This window comes from Nitrospirillum amazonense (assembly GCF_007828045.1).
Lineage (GTDB): Bacteria > Pseudomonadota > Alphaproteobacteria > Azospirillales > Azospirillaceae > Nitrospirillum > Nitrospirillum amazonense_C.
The window spans coordinates 1-18,721 of record NZ_VITN01000009.1 but is presented as its reverse complement, the minus strand read 5'-3'; the positions used below and the strand labels follow the sequence as shown (position 1 = coordinate 18,721).

Sequence of the window (18,721 nt, the reverse complement as noted above, 5' to 3'; positions counted from 1 at the left end):
CACCCGCCGGGCGTTGCAAAAACGCCATGCCCCGCGCCGGTTTCCCGGGCGGGGCATGAACAGAAGGTAAATAAATGAGGCGACTGGCCTTTTAGGCCAGGCCCTTCTCCACGAACATGGCCAGGCGGCGGCCGAAGGCCACCGGATCCGGCAGGGGCTCACCCTCCAGGATTCGCGCCTGGTCCAGCAGCAGCCAGGCGGCATCCGCCAAGGCCTCACCCTGGGCGCCGCCGGCGCCGTTGGCCTTGGCCAGGTCCGCCAGGCGGCGGATCAGCGGGTGGCCGGGGTTGACCTCCAGGATGCGCTTGGACGCCTCGTCCAGGCGGCGGTGGGCCTTCAGCATGCGTTCCAGGTGAATGTCCATGTCGCCTTCGTCCGCCACCAGGCAGACGGCACTTTCGCGCAGGCGTTCAGAGGTGCGCACGTCCTTGACCGCGTCGCCCAGGGTCAGCTTGGCCAGCGCCACCAGGTCGGCCACGCTGTCCTCCGGCGCCTTGGGCGTCTCCTCGGCCTTGTCCTCGGCCGTGACGTTGGCCAAGTCGGCGCCGCCGCGGGTGACGGACTTGAAGGCGTGGTCCTTGTACTGCGTGACGGATTGCAGCCAGAACTCGTCCACCGCGTCGGTCAGGAACAGCACCTCGACACCTTTGGCGCGGAAGCCTTCCAGGTGCGGGCTGCGGGCCAATGCCGCCTTGTCCTCGCCGGTGATGTAGTAGATGGCGTCCTGGCCCGGCTTCATGCGGCCGACATAGTCTTCCAGGCTGACCAACTCATCGCCGTGGGTGCTGTGGGCGCGCAGCAGCTTCAGCAGGGTGTCGCGCTGCTCCCGCTCCTCATACAGGCCTTCCTTCAGCACGGCGCCGAAGTTCTCCCAGAAGCGGGCGTAGTCGGCCTTGGAGTCGGCATCGTCGGCCTTGCGGGCCAGGTCGCCCAGCACGCGCTTGGCGATGCCGGTGCGCATCTTGGCCAGCATGGGGTTGTGCTGCAGCATCTCGCGGCTGACGTTCAGCGGCAGGTCCTCACTGTCCACCACGCCGCGCAGGAAGCGCAGGTAGGCCGGGATCAAGCCTTCCGGGCCCTCGGTGATGAAGACGCGGCGGACGTACAGCTTCACCCGGTGCTTACGCTCCGGCTCGAACAGGTCGAAGGGCTTGGCCTCGGGGATGAACAGCAGGTTGGTGTATTCCAGCACGCCTTCCGCCCGCCAATGCAGGGTCAGCCAGGGATCGTCGAAGGCGTGGCCGACGTGATGGTAGAATTCCTTGTACTGCTCGGCCGTGATCTCGCTCTTGGGCCGGGTCCACAGGGCGGAGGCGGCGTTGGCCGGCTTCTCGTCGTCGCCCACCAGCACGGGGATGCTGATGTGGTCGCTGTACTTCTTGACGATGCTCTGCAGGCGGTAGGTCTGCAGGTAGTCGTCCTCGCCGTCGCGCAGGTGCAGCACGATGCGGCTGCCGCGCGCCGGGGCGTCGTCGCTCTCGCCCACGGTGAACGAGCCCTTGCCGTCCGAGGTCCAGCGCCAGCCCTGGGTTTCACCGGCCTTGCGCGAATAGACCTCGACCTCGCCCGCCACCATGAAGGCGGAATAGAAGCCCACACCGAACTGGCCGATCAGCGACACGTCCTTCTCGCCCTCCTTCTTGGCCTCGGCCTTCTGGGAGAGGGCGGCCATGAAGTTGGCGGTGCCGGAGCGGGCGATGGTGCCCAGGTTTTCCACCAGGTCGTCCCGGTTCATGCCGATGCCGTTGTCGGCGATGGTCAGGGTGCGGGCGGCCGTGTCCGGCGTCAGGGTGATGCGGAAGTTGGCGTCCCCGGCCGTCAGGTCCGGCTGGGTCAGGGAGGCGTAGCGCAGCTTGTCGCAGGCGTCCGAGGCGTTGGAGATCAGCTCCCGCAGGAAGACCTCCTTTTCCGAATAGAGCGAATGCGCGACGATATCCAGCAGCCGGGAAACTTCGGCCTGGAAGCTGAGTTTTTCCTCACTCATGGGCGTGTTCCGTCCTCTTTTCTGGGCGGCCCGATCGTGGCGCCGCCGAATTGGTGAACCTGGCTCCGACGCGCCGCCCATGGATGGGCCGGCCGTCGCGCCCCGATATGAGGGGCGGGCGCGACGGACGCAAGCCCCTCCGTTGGGGCAGGGCCTGATTCCGGCATGACCGCTACGGGGGTAGGGTGATGGCATGGTTCGGAAAGTCCGGTGCCGGCGGCGCGGCGGTGGGCCTGGCGGCCCGCCAGGATGAGCGCGAGGCCCTGGTGGCCGCCATCGCCCGGCGCATGCGTCTGGACCGGCCCTTGGGCCTGCCGGCCTTGAGCCCGCGCGTGGCCGCCGCCCTGTTGGCCACGCCGCGCGAGCTGTTCACCCCGGCGGACCAGGCCCCTTACGCCTATCATGACCAGGTGCTGCCCCTGGGGGCGGGCCAGACCCTGTCCCAGCCCTCCCTGGTGGCCTTGATGACGGAGCTGCTGGATGTCCAGCCCGGCAACCGGGTGCTGGAGGTCGGGGTCGGCTCCGGCTACCAGACAGCGCTGCTGGCCCACCTGGGCGCCACGGTCTTCGGGCTGGAAGTCATCGCCGACCTGGCGCGGGATGCGGAGGGCCGGCTGGCGGCCCTGGGGATCAGGAACGTCACCCTGCGCGTGGGGGACGGCCATGGCGGCTGGCCGGACGCGGCGCCGTTCGATGCCATCCTGGCCGCCTGCGCCGCGCCCAGCGTGCCGCCGGCATTGGTGGACCAACTGCGGCCGGGCGGGCGCCTGCTGCTGCCGGTGGGGCCGGCAGGGGGTGCGCAGCAATTGTGCCTGGTGGAAAAGGGACGGGACGGCCAAGTGCGGGAGCGGCCACTGCTGGCGGTCGCCTTCGTGCCTATGGTTGAGGGTTAGGGCGCGACGCGCAGGCGCCGCAGGCCGCCGAAGCCGGACACCGCCTTGCCGAACTTGCCGGCCAGGGCCAGCGTCAGGATGAAGGGCCACAGGTTCAGGCGAATGAAGCGCGACACCCGTTGCGGCAGGCTGGCCGAGGCCATCTGCTCCGCCTCACGGATGGCCTGCTGCACCTCCGGTGGGGTCTGGTGGCGGGTTTCCTGGATCGACTGCAGCAGGTCGATATGCCGCTGCTTGGCGATGGCGTCGGCTGGGCGGGTGGCGCAGAAGGACAGCAGGGTGAACAGCTCCTCCGCGAATTCCCCTTCGGTGCCCAGCAGCTTTTCCATAGCGGCGTACTTTTCCGTCGGCACGGCGGACAGGATGCGGTCGTGGCTGGTGCCGATCGCCTCCGCCAGCGCGGCGGTTTCCAGGGCGGAGGCCTCGTTGCGCTCCATCGCCAGCAGCCGCTGCTTCACCAGGGCATAGTCGTCCGTGCCCACACCGCTGTTCAGCGCCAGATGGTCCACCAGCTGATAGGCGCGCTGGCAGAAGTCTTCCTCCTTGCGCGCGCGGTCGGCGGGAACCGCCATGGTGCCGGGGTCGAACTGCTGGAAGTCGCGCTTGATGAAGCTGGCGTGGCTGGTGTGGGGGGCGCAGTCCAGGCTGGGCGCCTGGCGGCACAGTTCGCCCAAATCCTGCTCCGCCTTCAGCGCCTCGTAGCTTGCCCGCCAATGATCGGGGGAGGAGGCGGGCAGCACCGGTATGGCGGGCACGCCCGTGCCGGCGCCGGGAAAGGCCGAGGCCCAGTGCCGCTCAATCTCCCGCTCCTTCTCCTGGATGCGCAGCATGGCGCGGTTCAGATCTTCCGACACGAACAGCAGGATCACGCCGAAGACGCTGAGGGAATAGTAGACGATGTCGATCCACTTCCAGACGGGGTTGTCATGGAAGAAAATCCCGCAGCCCAGCGCGAACAGGAACGAGCTCACCGCCACGACGACGATGGAAATATCGATTTCCGCCACTTCGTTTCTTTCTTTTGGGCGCCGCTTCCATGACTCTTGCCCAGCCCTTCCCTGGGCTTTGCCCGGGCCGGCCCCTGTCCCCCTTCGGGCTGGACAGGAGTTATGGAAGCGGCGCCCTGAAAGGGAAGTGTATTTTTTATGTCAGTGGCAGGTCGGGCCCCGCACCCTGGGGAGCGGCCTTCAGGGAAGCTTGGCCAGGCCGGTCATCAGCAGGGTGACGTCGCTGCCGTTCAGCTTCACATGGCCATCGGGGCGGAAATCCAGGCTGAAGCGGCGGCCCTGGTTCTCCGGCGCGCCCATGGACTGCAGGGCGAAGAAGCCCAGCATGGCGCCGTTGCCCACGCCGTTGGCCGGCAGGTGGTCCAAGCCGCGCATCAGCAGCGACAGGGTGCCGGTCAGGCCGCGCGGGTTGGCGGCGTCGAACACCAGGGCCGCGTTGCCCACCAGGGCCGCGTCGGGCGCCTGAAAGTCCAGCTTGTCGATGGTCAAGTGGCTGCCGGCCTGGCCCAGGGCGGCCAGCGTGCGGTCCTTGATGGCGCGGTTGCGGTGCTTGGCGTCCGGCGGCAGTGTGTTCCAGTCGGCTTCCGCCAGGGTGCGCGCCGGCAGGTCGGTGATCTTCAGGTGCAGGTCGCCCTTTTCCGGGATGGGGTCGGCCTGGCCGTTGACGGCCGGCTTGACCAGGCCCCGGTGGCTGTAGTCCAGCGACAGCACGCCATGGTCGCCGTCCATGTTGTCGGCGGTGACGGCGGCGTTCAGGGTCTTCAGGGAATAGGGATGGCCCTCGTCGTCGTGGCTGGCATAGCCGTCCAGGCTGAGGGTGCCCTTCATGCGCGACAGCACGGCGCCGGCGGGCCCTTGATCCGTGCCGCCGCCCACGCGCAGCAAGGCGCCCTGGGCCATGTTGAAATCCGTGACGTCGATGGCCAGCAGGCCGCGCAGCAGCCGGGTTTCCTCGGCACCTTCCGGCGTCCTGGTTTCCAGCTTGTTCACCTCTATCCGCAGCGGGCCGCTCCACCGCCCGCGCGCCTCGTCCTCGGGCATGAAGCGCACGGTCAGGGCGTCCATGGACACGGCGCCGTGGCCGGGGCGGGGGATGAAACGGATGTCGCCCGCCTTGGCGTCCAGCAGGTCCACCGTCTGGAAGTCGGGGGTCCAGCGGGCGTGCAGGCTCTGGCTGCCCAGGCGTACCTCGCCGATGCGCATGCCCTGGCCGTCGAACACGCCCATGGGGCTGGGCAGGGCGCCGGTGGCGTCCCAGTGGCCGTCGGCCGTGGGGGTGACCGCCAGCACCAGGGTGCCCAGGTCCAACACGCTGTCATCGCCCAAGTGCAGTTGCGCGCCCGGCAGGTTCAGACGGTAATGATCCCCCTCGCGCGTGGCGCTGGCGTGGCCGTTCAGGGTCAGGCGCAGGCTGCCGTCCTTGTGCGGGTTGGCGGGTTTGGTCAGCTGCTGTTCTGCCAGCCGGGCCAGCTTGTCCGCACCTTCCTGCGTCACGGGCGCCGCCAGGGCAGAGGTGCCCAGCAGCAGGGGGATCAGCGACAGGGCGGCGAGACGGGGGCGGACGGGCATGGACGGGCCTTCAAGGGAACGGTGTTGCGCCTAGGTGATACGGGAGTATTGGCCGGAATCAAGCGGCGTGCCTGTCGGCCCGGCACCCTATATAAGGATGGCCCCGCATTATGTCCGCATTGGGGGCGGGGTTTTTCCAGGGCCACTTGGCCGCGGCCGAACCGGGGTCCACTTCGGAACCGCCGCCGTCCGGTGGGGTTCATGGGTGGGCCCCCCAAACACGGCGTCTTGTTTTTGGGGGCCGCCGCCCCAACACTGAGTGTCATGAGCGACCGTCCCCGCCTCTCTCCAGCCTCCGCCCTGCCCGCTCCGCGGCGGGCCGCCGACAGCGTGGGCGCCTTGCCGGGCGGGCGGGTGGTGGCGGTGCTGGGGCCGACCAACACCGGCAAGACCTACCTGGCCATGGAACGCATGCTGGCGCACGCCAGCGGCATGATGGGCTTCCCCCTGCGCCTGCTGGCGCGGGAAAACTACGACAAGGTGGTCAGGGCCAAGGGGGCGGGCCAGGTGGCCCTGGTGACGGGGGAGGAAAAGATCATCCCCCCCGGTGCCCGCTATTGGATCTGCACCGTCGAGTCCATGCCGCTGGACCATGTGGCACAGTTCCTGGCGGTGGACGAGATCCAGCTGGCCGCCGATCCGGAGCGCGGGCACATCTTCACTGATCGCCTGCTGCACGCGCGCGGGACGGAGGAGACGATGTTCCTCGGTTCCGACACCATCAAGCCGCTGCTGCAGAAGCTGATCCCCAAGGCGGAGTTCGTGTCGCGGCCCCGCTTCTCCAGCCTGACCTACAGCGGGCACAAGAAGCTGACCAAGCTGCCGCCCCGCGCCGCCGTGGTGGCCTTCTCCGCCGCCGACGTCTACGGCCTGGCGGAGCTGCTGCGCCGCACGCGCGGCGGCACGGCGGTGGTGCTGGGCGCCCTCAGCCCCCGCACCCGTAACGCCCAGGTGCAGCTCTATCAGGAAGGGGCGGTGGATTACCTGGTGGCGACCGACGCCATCGGCATGGGCCTGAATATGGATGTCGACCATGTGGCCTTCGCCCGCCTGTCGAAGTTCGACGGCCAGCAACCGCGCCGCCTGCGCGCGCCGGAGGTGGCGCAGATCGCCGGCCGTGCCGGCCGCCACCTGACCGATGGCACCTTCGGCACGACGGATGAGGCGCCATCGCTGGATCCCGAACTGATCGACGCGGTGGAGAACCATAAGTTCGAGACGTTGAAGACCCTGATGTGGCGCAACGTCGATCTGGATTTCCGCAGCCCCCAGGCCCTGCTGCGCGCGCTGGAGGAACGGCCGCCGTCGCCTGTGCTGATCCGCGCGCGGGAAGCGGACGACCATCTGGCCTTGCAGGCCCTGGCGCAGGACGCCGACCTCATGCGTCTGGCCAACAATCCCCTGGCCGTGCGCCTGTTGTGGGAGGTCTGCCAGATTCCGGACTTCCGCAAGGTGCTGTCCGACGCCCATACCCGCCTTTTGTCCCAAATCTTCAAGTATCTGCGCGACGGACCCGCCGGCACCCTGCCGCTGGACTGGGTGGCGGCCCAGGTGGCCCGCCTGGACCGGGGGGAGGGCGACATCGACACCCTGGTGTCGCGCATCGCCCATATCCGCACCTGGACCTACATCTCCCACCGCCCCGGCTGGCTGGACGATGCGGTGCATTGGCAGGAGCGCACCCGCGCTATCGAGGACCGGTTGTCCGACGCCCTGCATGAGCGCCTGACCCAGCGCTTCGTCGACAAGCGGTCGGCCGGCCTGGTGAAGCGCCTGGCCGATGGGCGCGACCTGATGGGGGCGGTGGACCGCGACGGCCGCGTGCTGGTGGAAGGCCACCCGGTGGGCCGGCTGCACGGCGTGGCCTTCCAGTTGGATGCCGACGTGCCGGCGGCCGACGCCAAGGCCATCACCACCGCTGCCCGCCGCGCCCTGGGCGACGTCATCGCCCAGCGGGTGCGGGCGCTGGAGGCGGCACCCGACGCCGCCATCACCCTGGACGGCGGGGGGGAGCTGAGCTGGGATGGCGCCGTCATCGGCGTGCTGGCGCCGGGGCCCACGCCGCTGGCCCCCCTGGTGCGCCTGGTGGGGGACGATTTCCTGCAGACCGGCCAGCGCGAACCGGTGCGGGCGCGACTGGCCCGCTGGGTGGAGGCGCACGTGGCCCGCGTGCTGTCGCCTCTCACCGCGCTGGCCGCTGCGGCGCGGGGTGGGGAGCTTTCCGGCGCCGGCCGGGGCATCGCCTTCCAGGTGGCGGAGGCGCTGGGTGGCCTGCCGCGCGCGGCGCTGGAGCCCCTGATCGCCACCCTGACGAAGGAGGATCGGCGGCGCCTGGCGGCCCTGGGCTTGCGCCTGGGCTTCAGCCAGGTGTTCCTGACGGCGCTGACGCGGCCTGTCGCGGTGGCCTTGCGCGGGCTGCTGTGGTCGGTGGCGCACGCCACGCCCATGGCCGTGCCGCCACCCGGGCGCGTGACCTTGGCCGTCGGCGACCTGCCGCCGGACTTCCTGGCTGCCATTGGCTACGTCCCCTTGGGATCCCGCGCCCTGCGCATCGACATGGTGGACCGGCTGGAGAAATCCCTGGCAGGCCGGGCCAAGGCCGGGCCGCTGGTCGCCGTGGATGATTTGGTGCTGAGCCTGGGCGTACCCCGGGCGGAGGTGCCGTCCCTGATGTCCGCGCTGGGCTACCGTTTGGGGCAGCCCAAGGCGGAGGGGGAGCCGGCCCCCTGGCTGCGACGGCGGCCTAAACCTGCTCCGGCACCCGCGGCGGCCAAGCCCGACCCGGCGCCTGCGGCGCCCAAGCCTGGCAAGAAGGCGGCGCTGGCACCCCAGCCCGCGCCGCCCGGTGACCATCCTTTCAGCATTCTGCGGACCTTGGTGGAGGTGCCCTGATGGGGGGCATGGTGGTGATGGCAAAGGCGGCGGCGCGATATGGCTAAGGGGAAGGGCGCCGGTCCGGATGACGAGGATGCGGCCGACCTGGCCGAGGGCCGGCTGCGGCTGGACAAATGGCTGTGGTACGCCCGCTTCCTGAAGTCGCGCAGCCTGGCCGCCAAGCTGTGTGGTTCCGGCGCCATCCGCTGCGGTGGCACCCCCATCACCAAGGCGCACCACACCGTGCGGCCGGGCGACGTGTTGACCTTTCCCCTGGGCAACCATATCCGCGTCATCAAGGTGCTGGCGCTGGGCACCCGCCGCGGCCCGGCGCCCGAGGCCCAGGCGCTGTATGAGGACCTGGCCCCGCCCACGCCGGAGTCGCGCCTGCCCAAGGCCCTGTAAATTTAGGAAGATTTAGGCGAACTGGTTCTATCCAGGCCGGCTCCGTCCTTCTACGCTGTGCCGATAAGCGCCGCCCAGGGGGCGCGGCGCGCAAGGATCGGGGCTGGTTATGACGGTGTTGGGAAAAGGGACGGGGGCGGCGGTAGCCGTGGGGATTTTAGGCACGGCGCTGGGGGCCTGCCTGATCCCGGTGGCGGCCCATGCGGCGGCGTTCGACCCGCTGGCGGCGACGCAGGCTTACCTGGACACGGTGCCCGCCGACGCGCGGGCCAAGTCGAACGCCTATTTCGAGGGCGGCTATTGGCTGCAGCTGTGGCGCTTCCTGGTGTCGCTGGCCGTGGCGGCCGTATTCCTGGCCGGGGGCCTGGCGCGACGCCTGCGGGATCGGCTGGCCCGCCTGGACCGCTTCGCCACGCCGGTGTTCTTCATCGCCTACACCGTCATCGACTATATCCTCAGCCTGCCCTACGTCGCGTATGCCGACTGGTACCGTGAGCGGCAATACGGCCTGATGAACCAGGCCTTCGGCGACTGGTTCGGCGACCAGATGATCCAGCTCGCCATTTCCAGCTTGATCGGCGCCCTGGTCGTCTGGGGGCTGTATGCCATCGTCCGTCGCCTGGGCCGCAACTGGTGGATATGGGCCAGCGCCTTCGGCATGGTGGTGGTGGCCCTCATGGTGGTGGTGACGCCGGTCTTCGTGGCGCCGCTGTTCAACAAATACGAACCGATGAAGCCCGGCCCGGTGCGCGAGGCGCTGTTGTCCATGGCACGGTCCAACGAGGTGCCGGCCACCGACGTCTATGAGTTCAACGCCTCACGCCAGTCCAACAAGATCAGCGCCAATGTCAGCGGCCTGTTCGGCACCACCCGCATCTCCCTGACCGACACGCTGCTGCAGCGCTGCACCCTGGCGGAGATCAAGGCGGTGATGGGGCATGAGATGGGGCATTACGTCCTGAATCACGCCTTCGTCATCCTGCTCTATCTCTCCATCCTCGTGTGCTTCGGCTATCTGTTCGTTGACCGTGTCTTCGGCCGGCTGACGCGGGGCGGGCGCTGGGGGATCACCGGCTTGGGCGACGTGGCCGGCCTGCCCTTGGTCGTCATCCTGTTCACCGCCTACTTCTTCGTGCTGACCCCGGTGCTCAACACCATCATCCGCACGCAGGAAGCCGAGGCCGACGCCTTCGGCCTGAACCTGGCGCGCGAGCCGGACGGCTTCGCCAACGCGGCGCTGAAGTTGGCGGAATACCGCAAGCTGCAGCCGGGAAAGTGGGAGGAGATCGTGTTCTACGACCATCCCTCGGGCTACAACCGCATCCTGCGCGCCATGCGCTGGAAAGCGGAGAACCTGCCGGCAGAGGCGGCCGCCGAGCCCACGCCCGGTCGGGCCCCGGCGGAGCCCAGGCCGTGACCGACGCCTCTTCGCTCCCAGACTCCCCCTTGGCCGGTCTACGGGCATACGCCCTGACCTATCCGGAGGCGTGGGAGGATCACCCCTGGGGGGAGACGGTGGTGAAGGTGCGGCAGAAGATCTTCGTCTTTCTGGGCCGGGACGGGGCGGCCGGCTGCCACGTGACGGTGAAGCTGCCCCGCTCCGCCCCCTTTGCGCTGGATATGGCCAACTGCGCGCCCACGGGCTACGGCCTGGGGCGCGCGGGGTGGATCACCGCCACATTCGGCGCGGGCGAGGACGTGCCGCTCGACCTGCTGCGGGCCTGGATCAAGGAAAGCTACCAGGCCGTGGCGCCCAAGAAGCTGGCGGCGCGGCTGGACACCCAGGCCGCGACCGGGGGCGCTGGCGGCGAACCCACCGCCTAGCCCTTGCCCTCCAGCAGGGCGCGGCGGGCCACCAGGCCCTGGCCGACGACCTCGAAGAAGGCGCGGACGCGCGCGGTGTTGCGCAGATCACGATGTGTGATCAGCCACAGCTCACGCGTCAACGCCCCCTCGGGACCGGCGACGCGCGCCAGGTCCGCTTCCGGGTCCCCCAAATAGCAGGGCAGAAGGGCCATCCCGATCCCGGCCTTCACCGCCATCATTTGGTTGATGAGGCTGCTGGAGCGATAGACGATGGCTGTCCCCGGCACCATGTCGGTGAGCCAGGTCGCGGCGGCGGTGGCGGCGCCCGTGTCCCAGCCGATGAAGCTGTGCCCCGCGAACCCCGGCGCCACGGGGGTGGGCCTGCCGGCCAGGTAGGCCGGACTGGCGTACAAGGCCCAGGCGGTGTCCGCGAGGCGCCGGCCGAACAGATCGCCCTCCGCCGGCCGCGTGGCGCGGATGGCGATGTCCGCCTCCCGGCGCAGCAGGTCCAGTTGCCGGTTATCGACCAGCAGTTCGATCGAGATCCCGTCGTGGCGGGCGCGGAACTCCACCAGCAGGTCGTTCAGCAGCCGGTAGGCCAGGCTTTCCGAGCAGGTGATCCTGAGGTTTCCGGACAGGCGGGCGTCCCGGCCGGTGATGTTCCGGTCCAGCGCCAGGGCCTCCTCCTCCATGCGTTCGGCCGCCAGCAGCATGCGCTCCCCCGCGTCCGTTGGGCGGTAGGTGCCGGCGCTGCGCTCGAACAACTGCACCTGGAACGCCGCTTCAAGGGCGTTCAGCCAGCGAAAGATGGTCGAATGATCGTGCCCCAGCGTCTTGGCGGCGCCCTTCAACGATCCCGTCCGGCTGATCGCCAGGATCAGCCGGAAGCTGTTCCAGTCCATGTGGCTTGTTCCTGTGCAAGCTTGTCCGCCAAAATCCTCTGCACCTTTGCGCCAGCGCAAAATACGGCGGCTGCGGCGATCCGGGCAACATCGCTGGATTTGCGCCGGCGCAAGCGCGCCTTGCCAAAGGCCAAGCCGGCTTGGCATCGGCGAAAGCCTATGGTGCCCGCCGTTGACCTGAGCCGCCGACCTGAAAGGAACCTTGGCCCATGTTCAAGATGTACGGCTTCTGGCGCTCCGCCGCCGCCTTCCGCGTGCGTGCGGCGCTGAACCTCAAGGGCCTGGCGGTCGAGGAGACGATGATCGATCTCGACGCCGGGGAGCAGAACGCGCCGGCCTTCCTGGCCGTCAATCCGGCGGCGGCCGTGCCCGCGCTGTTCGTGGATGGCGGGCCGCCGCTGACCCAATCGCTGGCGATCCTGGAATATCTGGAGGAGCTGTATCCCGACCCGCCGCTGCTGCCCGTCGGCGCGCGCGACAGGGCCCGGGTCCGGGCGCTGGCGCTCAGCTTCGCGGCCGACCATCACCCTCTGATCGTGCCCCGGGTGCGGCGCCATCTGGCCGCCGCCTTCGGCGTGGGCCACACCGATTGGGTGCGGCATTGGTTTCGCGAGGGCCTGGCGCAGGGGGAGGCCCGGCTGGCCGGTGACCCCGCCGTCGGCCGCTTCTGCCATGGCGACAGCCCCACGATCGCGGACCTGTGCCTCATGAGCCATGTGACGGGGGCCCAGGGCTTCCAGATATTCCCGGCCGACTATCCAACCGTCGACCGGATTTTCAACGCCTGCATGGAGATCGACGCGTTCGCCAAGGCGGCGCCGCTGCGCCAGCCGGGGGCGCCTCACAGCTAGGCGTCGAGCACCGTGACGGTGTCGCCCGGCCGCACCGTTCCGCCCTCGATCACGCGGGCGTAGACGCCGCAATTGACGTGGCCGTAGCCGTTCATCAGGGACTTCAGCACGGGCATGTCGCGCTCGCCCGTCACCGGGTTGACCTCGGTGGCGGCGCAGCGGCGGATGTTTTTGAACACCTCCAGCAGCGCGTCGCCCACGCGCAGGCGCTTGCCCACCCATTGCGCCTCCGCCCAGGGGGCAAGGTCCGAGAGCAGCAGGTTGCCGCGGAAGCGGCGCGGGTCCACCGGTGCCTGGGTCACCCGTTCCAAATCTTTGCAACTGGCCAGGTTGATCAGGGACACCGCCTTTTCCTCGATATCGCCGAACATGTGGCCCGGCGCCTCGATCACCTTGTAGGGCGGCGGCACGGCCGCGTCCTTCATGTAGGCGGCCAGGAATTGCTCGATCAGCAGGCGGCCGGTGGGGGTGTCGATGCGCCCCTTGGCCACCTGCCTGCCATTGCGCAGCAGCACCAGCGTGCAGTTGGCGGCATCATAACGCGCGTCCAGCGTGGCCAGCCGCTCATCCCGCATCAGGGCCAGGAAGTTGCTCTTGGGCCGCCAGGCGGGGTTGACAACGTCGAAGGTGGTGGCCCCGTGGGTGATGGCGAAGCGCCGGTCCTGCGGCATGCCGTGGCCGGGGGTCAGCGTGACCGCCTCCAGGGTTTGGGCGGACAACCCCTTGACGGGGAAATAATGCAGGATGGAAACGGTCGTCATCATGGCGCCAGTCTAAGGGATCGCCCCAGCCGCTTGTCAACGAACGGTCGGGGACAGGTTGACGACAATTAGATGTAGGGATGGGGGTAGATATAGGGACGGGGGCGGGATCGGGCTTGCGGCTGGCCGGATCAGGCCCCATATCGCTGGTGCATCCTTCGGATCGCACAATTGTCGTGGATCATGGCTGGAACGGGCTGCCTGGCGGACGCTCCGGCCGACACTAGGAGCTTTTTGCGATGGACTTCGAGAAGTTCACAGAGCGCAGCCGTGGCTTCGTGCAGGCGGCGCAGACGCTGGCGCTACGCGGCGGCCACCAGACCCTCAACCCTGAACACCTGCTGAAGGTGCTGCTGGACGACAGTGAAGGCCTGGCGGCCAACCTGTTGCGTTCCTCCGGCGCCGATCCCGCCCGCGCCCTATCGGGCGTGGAGGCGGCGCTGGCCAAGGTGCCGGTGGTGTCCGGCCCCGGCGCCGGGCAGATCAGTCTCAGCCGTGAGCTGGCCAAGGTGTTCGACAGCGCCCTTCAACTGGCCCAGAAGGCGGGCGACAGCTTCGTCACGGCCGAGCGCCTGCTGCTGGCCCTGACCATGGCCGAGGGCACGACGGCCGCCAAGGTGCTGACCGAGGCCGGCGCCAAGCCGCAGGCCCTGAACCAGGCCATCAACGCCCTGCGCAAGGGCCGCACCGCCGACAGCGCGTCGGCGGAACAGAGCTATGACGCGCTCAAGAAATACGCCCGCGACCTGACCCAGGCGGCGCGGGACGGCAAGCTCGACCCCGTCATCGGCCGCGACGAGGAAATCCGCCGCACCATCCAGGTGCTGGCCCGCCGCACCAAGAACAACCCCGTCCTGATCGGCGAGCCCGGCGTGGGCAAGACCGCCATCGTGGAAGGGCTGGCCCTGCGCATTGTCAACGGCGACGTGCCGGAGGGCCTGAAGAACAAGCGCCTGATGGCGCTGGACCTGGCCGGCCTGGTCGCCGGCGCCAAGTTCCGGGGTGAATTCGAGGAACGGCTGAAGGCCGTGCTGCAGGAAATCCAGGCGGCGGCGGGTGAGGTCATCGTCTTCGTGGACGAGCTGCACACCCTGGTGGGGGCCGGCAAGGCCGACGGCGCCATGGACGCCTCCAACATGCTGAAGCCGGCGCTGGCGCGCGGCGAGCTGCACTGTGTCGGTGCCACGACCCTGGACGAATACCGCAAGTACATCGAGAAGGACGCGGCCCTGGCCCGTCGCTTCCAGCCCGTCTTCGTGGCCGAGCCGACGGTGGAGGACACCATCTCCATCCTGCGTGGCCTGAAGGAGAAGTATGAGCTGCACCACGGCGTGCGCATCACCGACGGCGCCATCGTGGCGGCCGCCACCCTGTCCAACCGCTACATCACCGACCGCTTCCTGCCCGATAAGGCCATCGACCTGGTGGACGAGGCCGCCAGCCGGCTGCGCATGGTGGTGGACAGCAAGCCCGAGCAGATCGATGAGCTGGACCGCCAGATCATCCGCCTGAAGATCGAGCGCGAGGCGCTGAAGCGCGAGACCGACCAGGGCTCCAAGGACCGGCTGGTCAAGCTGGAGGCCGAGCTGGCCGAACTGGAGGAACAGTCGGGCAACCTCACCGCCCAGTGGCAGGCGGAGAAGGACACCCTGTCCAGCGCCCAGAAGCTGAAGGAACAGCTGGAACAGGCCCGCGCGGAGCTGGAAAACGCCCAGCGCACCGGCAACTGGGCGCGGGCGGGCGAATTGACCTACGGCGTCATCCCGGAGACGGAGCGCCGCCTGCGCGAGGCGGAGGAGGCCGGCGGCAACCGCATGCTGAACGAGGAGGTGCGCGACGGCGACATCGCCGCCGTGGTCAGCCGGTGGACCGGCATTCCCGTCGACAAGATGCTGACGGGCGAGCGGGAAAAGCTGCTGCGCATGGAGGAGAAGCTGCACAGCCGGGTGGTGGGCCAGGACGAGGCGGTGGTGGCCGTGTCCAACGCCGTGCGCCGCGCCCGCGCCGGCCTGCAGGACCCCAACCGCCCCATCGGCAGCTTTCTGTTCCTGGGCCCCACGGGCGTGGGCAAGACGGAGCTGACCAAGGCCCTGGCCGAATTCCTGTTCGATGACGAGACGGCCATGGTCCGCCTCGACATGTCTGAATATATGGAGAAGCACTCCGTCGCCCGCATGATCGGCGCCCCTCCGGGCTATGTCGGCTATGAGGAGGGCGGGGCCCTGACCGAGGCGGTGCGCCGCCGCCCCTACCAGGTCGTGCTGTTCGACGAGGTGGAGAAGGCCCACCCCGACGTGTTCAACGTGCTGCTGCAGGTGCTGGACGACGGTCGCCTGACCGATGGCCAGGGCCGCACGGTGGATTTTCGCAACACGCTGATCATCATGACGTCCAACCTGGGGTCCGAGGCCTTGGCCTCGCTGGCCGACGGGGCGGACGCGGCGGCGGTGGCCACGGCGCATGCCCATGTGCTGGAGGTGGTGCGGGGCTCCTTCCGGCCGGAGTTCCTGAACCGGCTGGATGAGATCCTGATCTTCAACCGCCTGTCGCGGCCGCACATGGCCGGCATCGTCAACATTCAGTTGGGCCGCCTGCGGCGCATGCTGGCGGAGCGCAACATGACGCTGGAACTGGACGACGCGGCCCTGCGCTGGCTGGCCGACGCCGGCTACGACCCGGCCTATGGCGCCCGGCCCCTGAAGCGGGTGATCCAGCGGGAACTGCAGAACCCCTTGGCCACCCGCATCCTGGAAGGCCGCATCAACGACGGGGAGACCATCACCGTCTCCGCCGGGCCGGAGGGTCTGGTGCTGAACGGTGAGGCCATCAAGGTGCCGCCGGCCGGCGAAAGCCTCTGGGGCCAGCCGCCCACGGTGCACTGATCGGTAAAGCGAAAGGGCCGATCTCTCCCGAGGCCGGCCCTTTTTCTTTTCCAGGAAGTCTCCAGAAGCGAAGCGACAAGGACGCGACCGCGTCCGCCGCCGCATTCTGGGGAGCGAAGCGTACTGGAATGCGAGGAAGCCAAGGCCACGGATGTGGCCGCCCGGCGCTTGAGGGCATGAAAAAAGCCGACCTCGTGAGAAGCCGGCTTTTTTTCGTATCAGTGCCGCTTCACGGCGGCCTGGACCACATGGCCGGTGCCGGGCTTGGCGGCGACCAAGGTGCTGCCGTTGCCACCCTGCAGATCGCGGAAGGCGTCCTGGTCCTCGGCGACGACGGTCTGGAACTGCTTCAGATCCTTCCCGTCCAGCTTGCGGCCGGCCTCGATCTTGGCTTCCTTGCTGTCGGGATTGATCTGCTGGTTGCCGCGCAGCACTTCGAAGTGCAGGTGCGGGCCGGTGGCGCGGCCGGTGGCGCCGACGTAGCCGATCACGTCGCCCTGGGCCACGCGCATGCCCGGGCGCAGGCCCTTGGCGATGCGGCTCATATGGCCGTAGGCGGTCTCCATCTGGTTGCCGTGGCGCAGCTTGACGTAGTTGCCATAGCTGCTGAAGGGACCCGCCTGTTCCACCAGGCCGTCGCCGGCGGCGTAGATGGGGGTGCCCACGGGGGCACCGAAGTCCTTGCCCTTGTGCATCTTGCTGTAGCCCAGCACCGGGTGCATGCGCATCCCATAGCCGGAGGTGACGCGGGCGCCATCGATGGGGGTGCGCAGGATGGCGCGGCGGATGCTCTCGCCCAGGGCGTTGTAATAGTCGGCGGTGCCGCCGGCCGCCTGATAGCGGTATATGGGCTTCTGCTTGCCCGACAGGGTCAGCGAGGCGAACTGGATCTCGCCGTCGCGGGCGGGCTGGCCGTCCTCGGTGTAATAACGCTCGAACAGGATTTCGAAGGTGTCGCCCGGCTGCAGGTCGCGCTGGAAATCGACGTCGTAGGCGTAGCGCTTGATGAAGGCGTCCAGCACGGGGTAGGGCACGCCGGCGGCGCTGGCCGCCTCCGACAGGCTGCTGGTGATGCGGCCGCGGGCGGCCATCAGCTTCTTCTCCAGCGGCTTGTCCACCTGGCGGGCCTGATAGCGCCCGCCATTGAAGGCCACCGACACGGCGCGCTCGGCGGCCGGCTGGAATTCCAGGCCGATGAACTTGTCACCCTCGCTGTGGTCGAACAGCACGGTAATGCCCTGGCCCGCCTTCATGCGGCGCACGTCATAGACGCCGCTCAGCGCGCTGACGGCGTTCTGGGCGCTGTCGGCAGGCACGCCGCCGTCCATCAGCACCTGCATCAGGGTATCACCCCGGCCGACATTGACGTGGCGGCGTTCCACCGGGTCGACCGACAGGGGCTTGCTGGCCTGCGGCGCCGGATCGGCGGCGGCAACGGCGGTCTGCTGTGGAACCTGCTGGTCCTTGGGTGCCGCGGCGGCGGCGGCGGCCAGGTCGGGGTCCACATCCGATGGCGGGGCGGGGGGCAGCGCCTGCGGGGCGACGGCCACGCTGCCCGTGTCGTCCAGGGACGCCAGGGAAACGACGCCGCCCAGGGTCAGGGCGACGGCCGATGTCACGGCGATGCGCTTCAGCAAGGCCCCCACTCCCCCAAATCAAACCGCATCGTCAAAACCCTCAACCTCAAAGGCTACATGGGGCCCCATCGGGCGCTGTTTCCCGGGCACCTGTTTCCAGGGCGCGGGCACGGTGTCGACGGGCCGCCCGGTTGAACGGCCTTGGCCATGGTGCCGACGCACCACGAAAATCCTCATCAACCGGTCCCACCCTTGCGTGATGGGGCCGATGTCGAGGGAGAGGAACTGACGACTGGAAACGCCGAAATCCGGTTCATCGCCCCGAGGATTCCGGCAGGTCGTAATGCCCCAGCTTCTTCTCGTCCGATGGGCCTAGGTTCACCCGCCAAAAGGCGCGGAAAGCCTGGCCGCCGGTTAGGCCAATCCTCGCGTGACGCGATTGCCACTGTCAACGGGAACATCCTACGTACGACACGTTAATAGGACTTGAAAGACGATGGCGTTTGAGTCCGTGCCTGCGGGGGCAGGCTGGGTACCGCCGACGGGCCGCCTCCTATCCGGCGGTGGTGGCGAAATTGGGGCAAGGTATCGACGCCCCGTCCCTGCTGCAGGCCTGGGGTGGTCAAAGCGCCTGGCCGGACACCCTGATTACGCGCGCGCACGAGCATATATAGGGGATATGCGCCGGTAACGATGGTGCCTCCGGTGGGATGGTCTTGGTTCGGTAAAAATCGTCATGTGACTGCAAAATTCCTATAGACAGGGGGTGGTTGGGGTCACTATAACCCCGTTCACCGACGCGGCGGGCGACAACGAACGGCGCGACGGCGAAGCGATCCCTGAGTTCTGGCGGTTGACGCTGGTGATTGAGGTGGTTGCGGTCCAGGCGGTGAAGCCCCAGCGATGGGGTCGTCGGACGACACGGAATTTGCCCTTCCTGTCCGGGTATGGGTTGGTCCTTACGGGGATCGGCCGAGGACGGGGTTGTGGCCTTGGGCGCTTTTTGCGTTTGGGCCACGGGTTCTTGAACAAGTGAACGTCTTGAGAAGGGATGCGCAGACGGCGGTTCCGATGCTGGGTCCAGTACGGGCACACAATGGAAACGATCGAAGCGCATCTTAAGAACATGCTCTGAAAATGTCCCTTCAGCGATGAGGGGAACAGGAACGGACTTGGGTTTGAGGTGCCGACTGAGGTTGGTTTCCGTCGA

13 protein-coding genes are annotated in these 18,721 nt (G+C 68.5%); 7 read left to right on the top strand and 6 right to left on the bottom strand.

Features of this window, described 5'->3' with window-relative positions; genetic code table 11:
- Positions 1–91: 91 nt before the first annotated feature.
- Positions 92–1,984 (bottom strand): molecular chaperone HtpG, encoded by a 1,893-nt coding sequence (gene htpG, locus FBZ89_RS15230; protein ID WP_145750837.1) that lies wholly within the window; start codon positions 1,982–1,984, stop codon positions 92–94.
- 188 nt (positions 1,985–2,172) lie between these two features.
- Between htpG and FBZ89_RS15225 the strand changes: the two genes are divergently transcribed.
- Entirely contained in the window at positions 2,173–2,877 is a 705-nt protein-coding gene (locus FBZ89_RS15225) for a protein-L-isoaspartate(D-aspartate) O-methyltransferase (protein WP_211115248.1), read from the top strand.
- Here FBZ89_RS15225 and FBZ89_RS15220 read toward each other — a convergent pair.
- Both FBZ89_RS15220 and FBZ89_RS15215 read right to left on the bottom strand, forming a co-directional pair.
- Complete coding sequence (locus FBZ89_RS15220) at positions 2,874–3,884, bottom strand: hypothetical protein (RefSeq protein ID WP_145750836.1); 1,011 nt, start codon at positions 3,882–3,884, stop codon at positions 2,874–2,876. The genes FBZ89_RS15225 and FBZ89_RS15220 overlap by 4 nt on opposite strands.
- 180 nt (positions 3,885–4,064) lie before the next feature.
- Complete coding sequence (locus tag FBZ89_RS15215) at positions 4,065–5,453, bottom strand: DUF2125 domain-containing protein (protein ID WP_145750835.1); 1,389 nt, start codon at positions 5,451–5,453, stop codon at positions 4,065–4,067.
- A gap of 264 nt (positions 5,454–5,717) precedes the next feature.
- On the opposite strand from FBZ89_RS15215, the gene FBZ89_RS15210 reads away from it, so the two are divergent.
- The 4 genes from FBZ89_RS15210 (at position 5,718) to FBZ89_RS15195 (ending at position 10,556) form a co-directional block, all read left to right on the top strand.
- Complete coding sequence (locus FBZ89_RS15210) at positions 5,718–8,345, top strand: helicase-related protein (protein WP_145750834.1); 2,628 nt, start codon at positions 5,718–5,720, stop codon at positions 8,343–8,345.
- Between the two features lie 39 nt (positions 8,346–8,384).
- Entirely contained in the window at positions 8,385–8,732 is a 348-nt protein-coding gene (locus FBZ89_RS15205; RefSeq protein ID WP_145750833.1) for an RNA-binding S4 domain-containing protein, read from the top strand.
- A gap of 109 nt (positions 8,733–8,841) precedes the next feature.
- On the top strand, positions 8,842–10,149 hold the full coding sequence (locus tag FBZ89_RS15200) for a M48 family metallopeptidase (RefSeq protein ID WP_145750832.1): 1,308 nt from the start codon (positions 8,842–8,844) through the stop codon (positions 10,147–10,149).
- On the top strand, positions 10,146–10,556 hold the full coding sequence (locus FBZ89_RS15195; protein WP_145750831.1) for an MmcQ/YjbR family DNA-binding protein: 411 nt from the start codon (positions 10,146–10,148) through the stop codon (positions 10,554–10,556). The genes FBZ89_RS15200 and FBZ89_RS15195 overlap by 4 nt, the downstream gene beginning before the upstream one ends.
- Here FBZ89_RS15195 and FBZ89_RS15190 read toward each other — a convergent pair.
- Entirely contained in the window at positions 10,553–11,440 is an 888-nt protein-coding gene (locus FBZ89_RS15190) for a LysR family transcriptional regulator (RefSeq protein ID WP_145750830.1), read from the bottom strand. The two genes, FBZ89_RS15195 and FBZ89_RS15190, sit on opposite strands and share 4 nt — an antisense overlap.
- A gap of 209 nt (positions 11,441–11,649) precedes the next feature.
- Here FBZ89_RS15190 and maiA point away from each other — a divergent pair, with 209 nt between their 5' ends.
- Positions 11,650–12,291, top strand: a complete 642-nt coding sequence (maiA, locus tag FBZ89_RS15185) for a maleylacetoacetate isomerase (RefSeq protein ID WP_145750829.1) — start codon at positions 11,650–11,652, stop codon at positions 12,289–12,291.
- On the opposite strand, the gene FBZ89_RS15180 is transcribed toward maiA, so the two are convergent.
- Complete coding sequence (locus FBZ89_RS15180; protein WP_145750828.1) at positions 12,288–13,055, bottom strand: MOSC domain-containing protein; 768 nt, start codon at positions 13,053–13,055, stop codon at positions 12,288–12,290. The genes maiA and FBZ89_RS15180 overlap by 4 nt on opposite strands.
- A 236-nt stretch (positions 13,056–13,291) precedes the next feature.
- On the opposite strand from FBZ89_RS15180, the gene clpB reads away from it, so the two are divergent.
- Positions 13,292–15,934, top strand: coding sequence for an ATP-dependent chaperone ClpB (gene clpB, locus FBZ89_RS15175; protein WP_145750827.1), 2,643 nt, complete (start codon positions 13,292–13,294; stop codon positions 15,932–15,934).
- A gap of 218 nt (positions 15,935–16,152) precedes the next feature.
- Here clpB and FBZ89_RS15170 read toward each other — a convergent pair whose 3' ends face one another.
- Positions 16,153–17,580, bottom strand: coding sequence for a peptidoglycan DD-metalloendopeptidase family protein (locus tag FBZ89_RS15170; protein ID WP_145750826.1), 1,428 nt, complete (start codon positions 17,578–17,580; stop codon positions 16,153–16,155).
- Positions 17,581–18,721 lie beyond the last annotated feature (1,141 nt).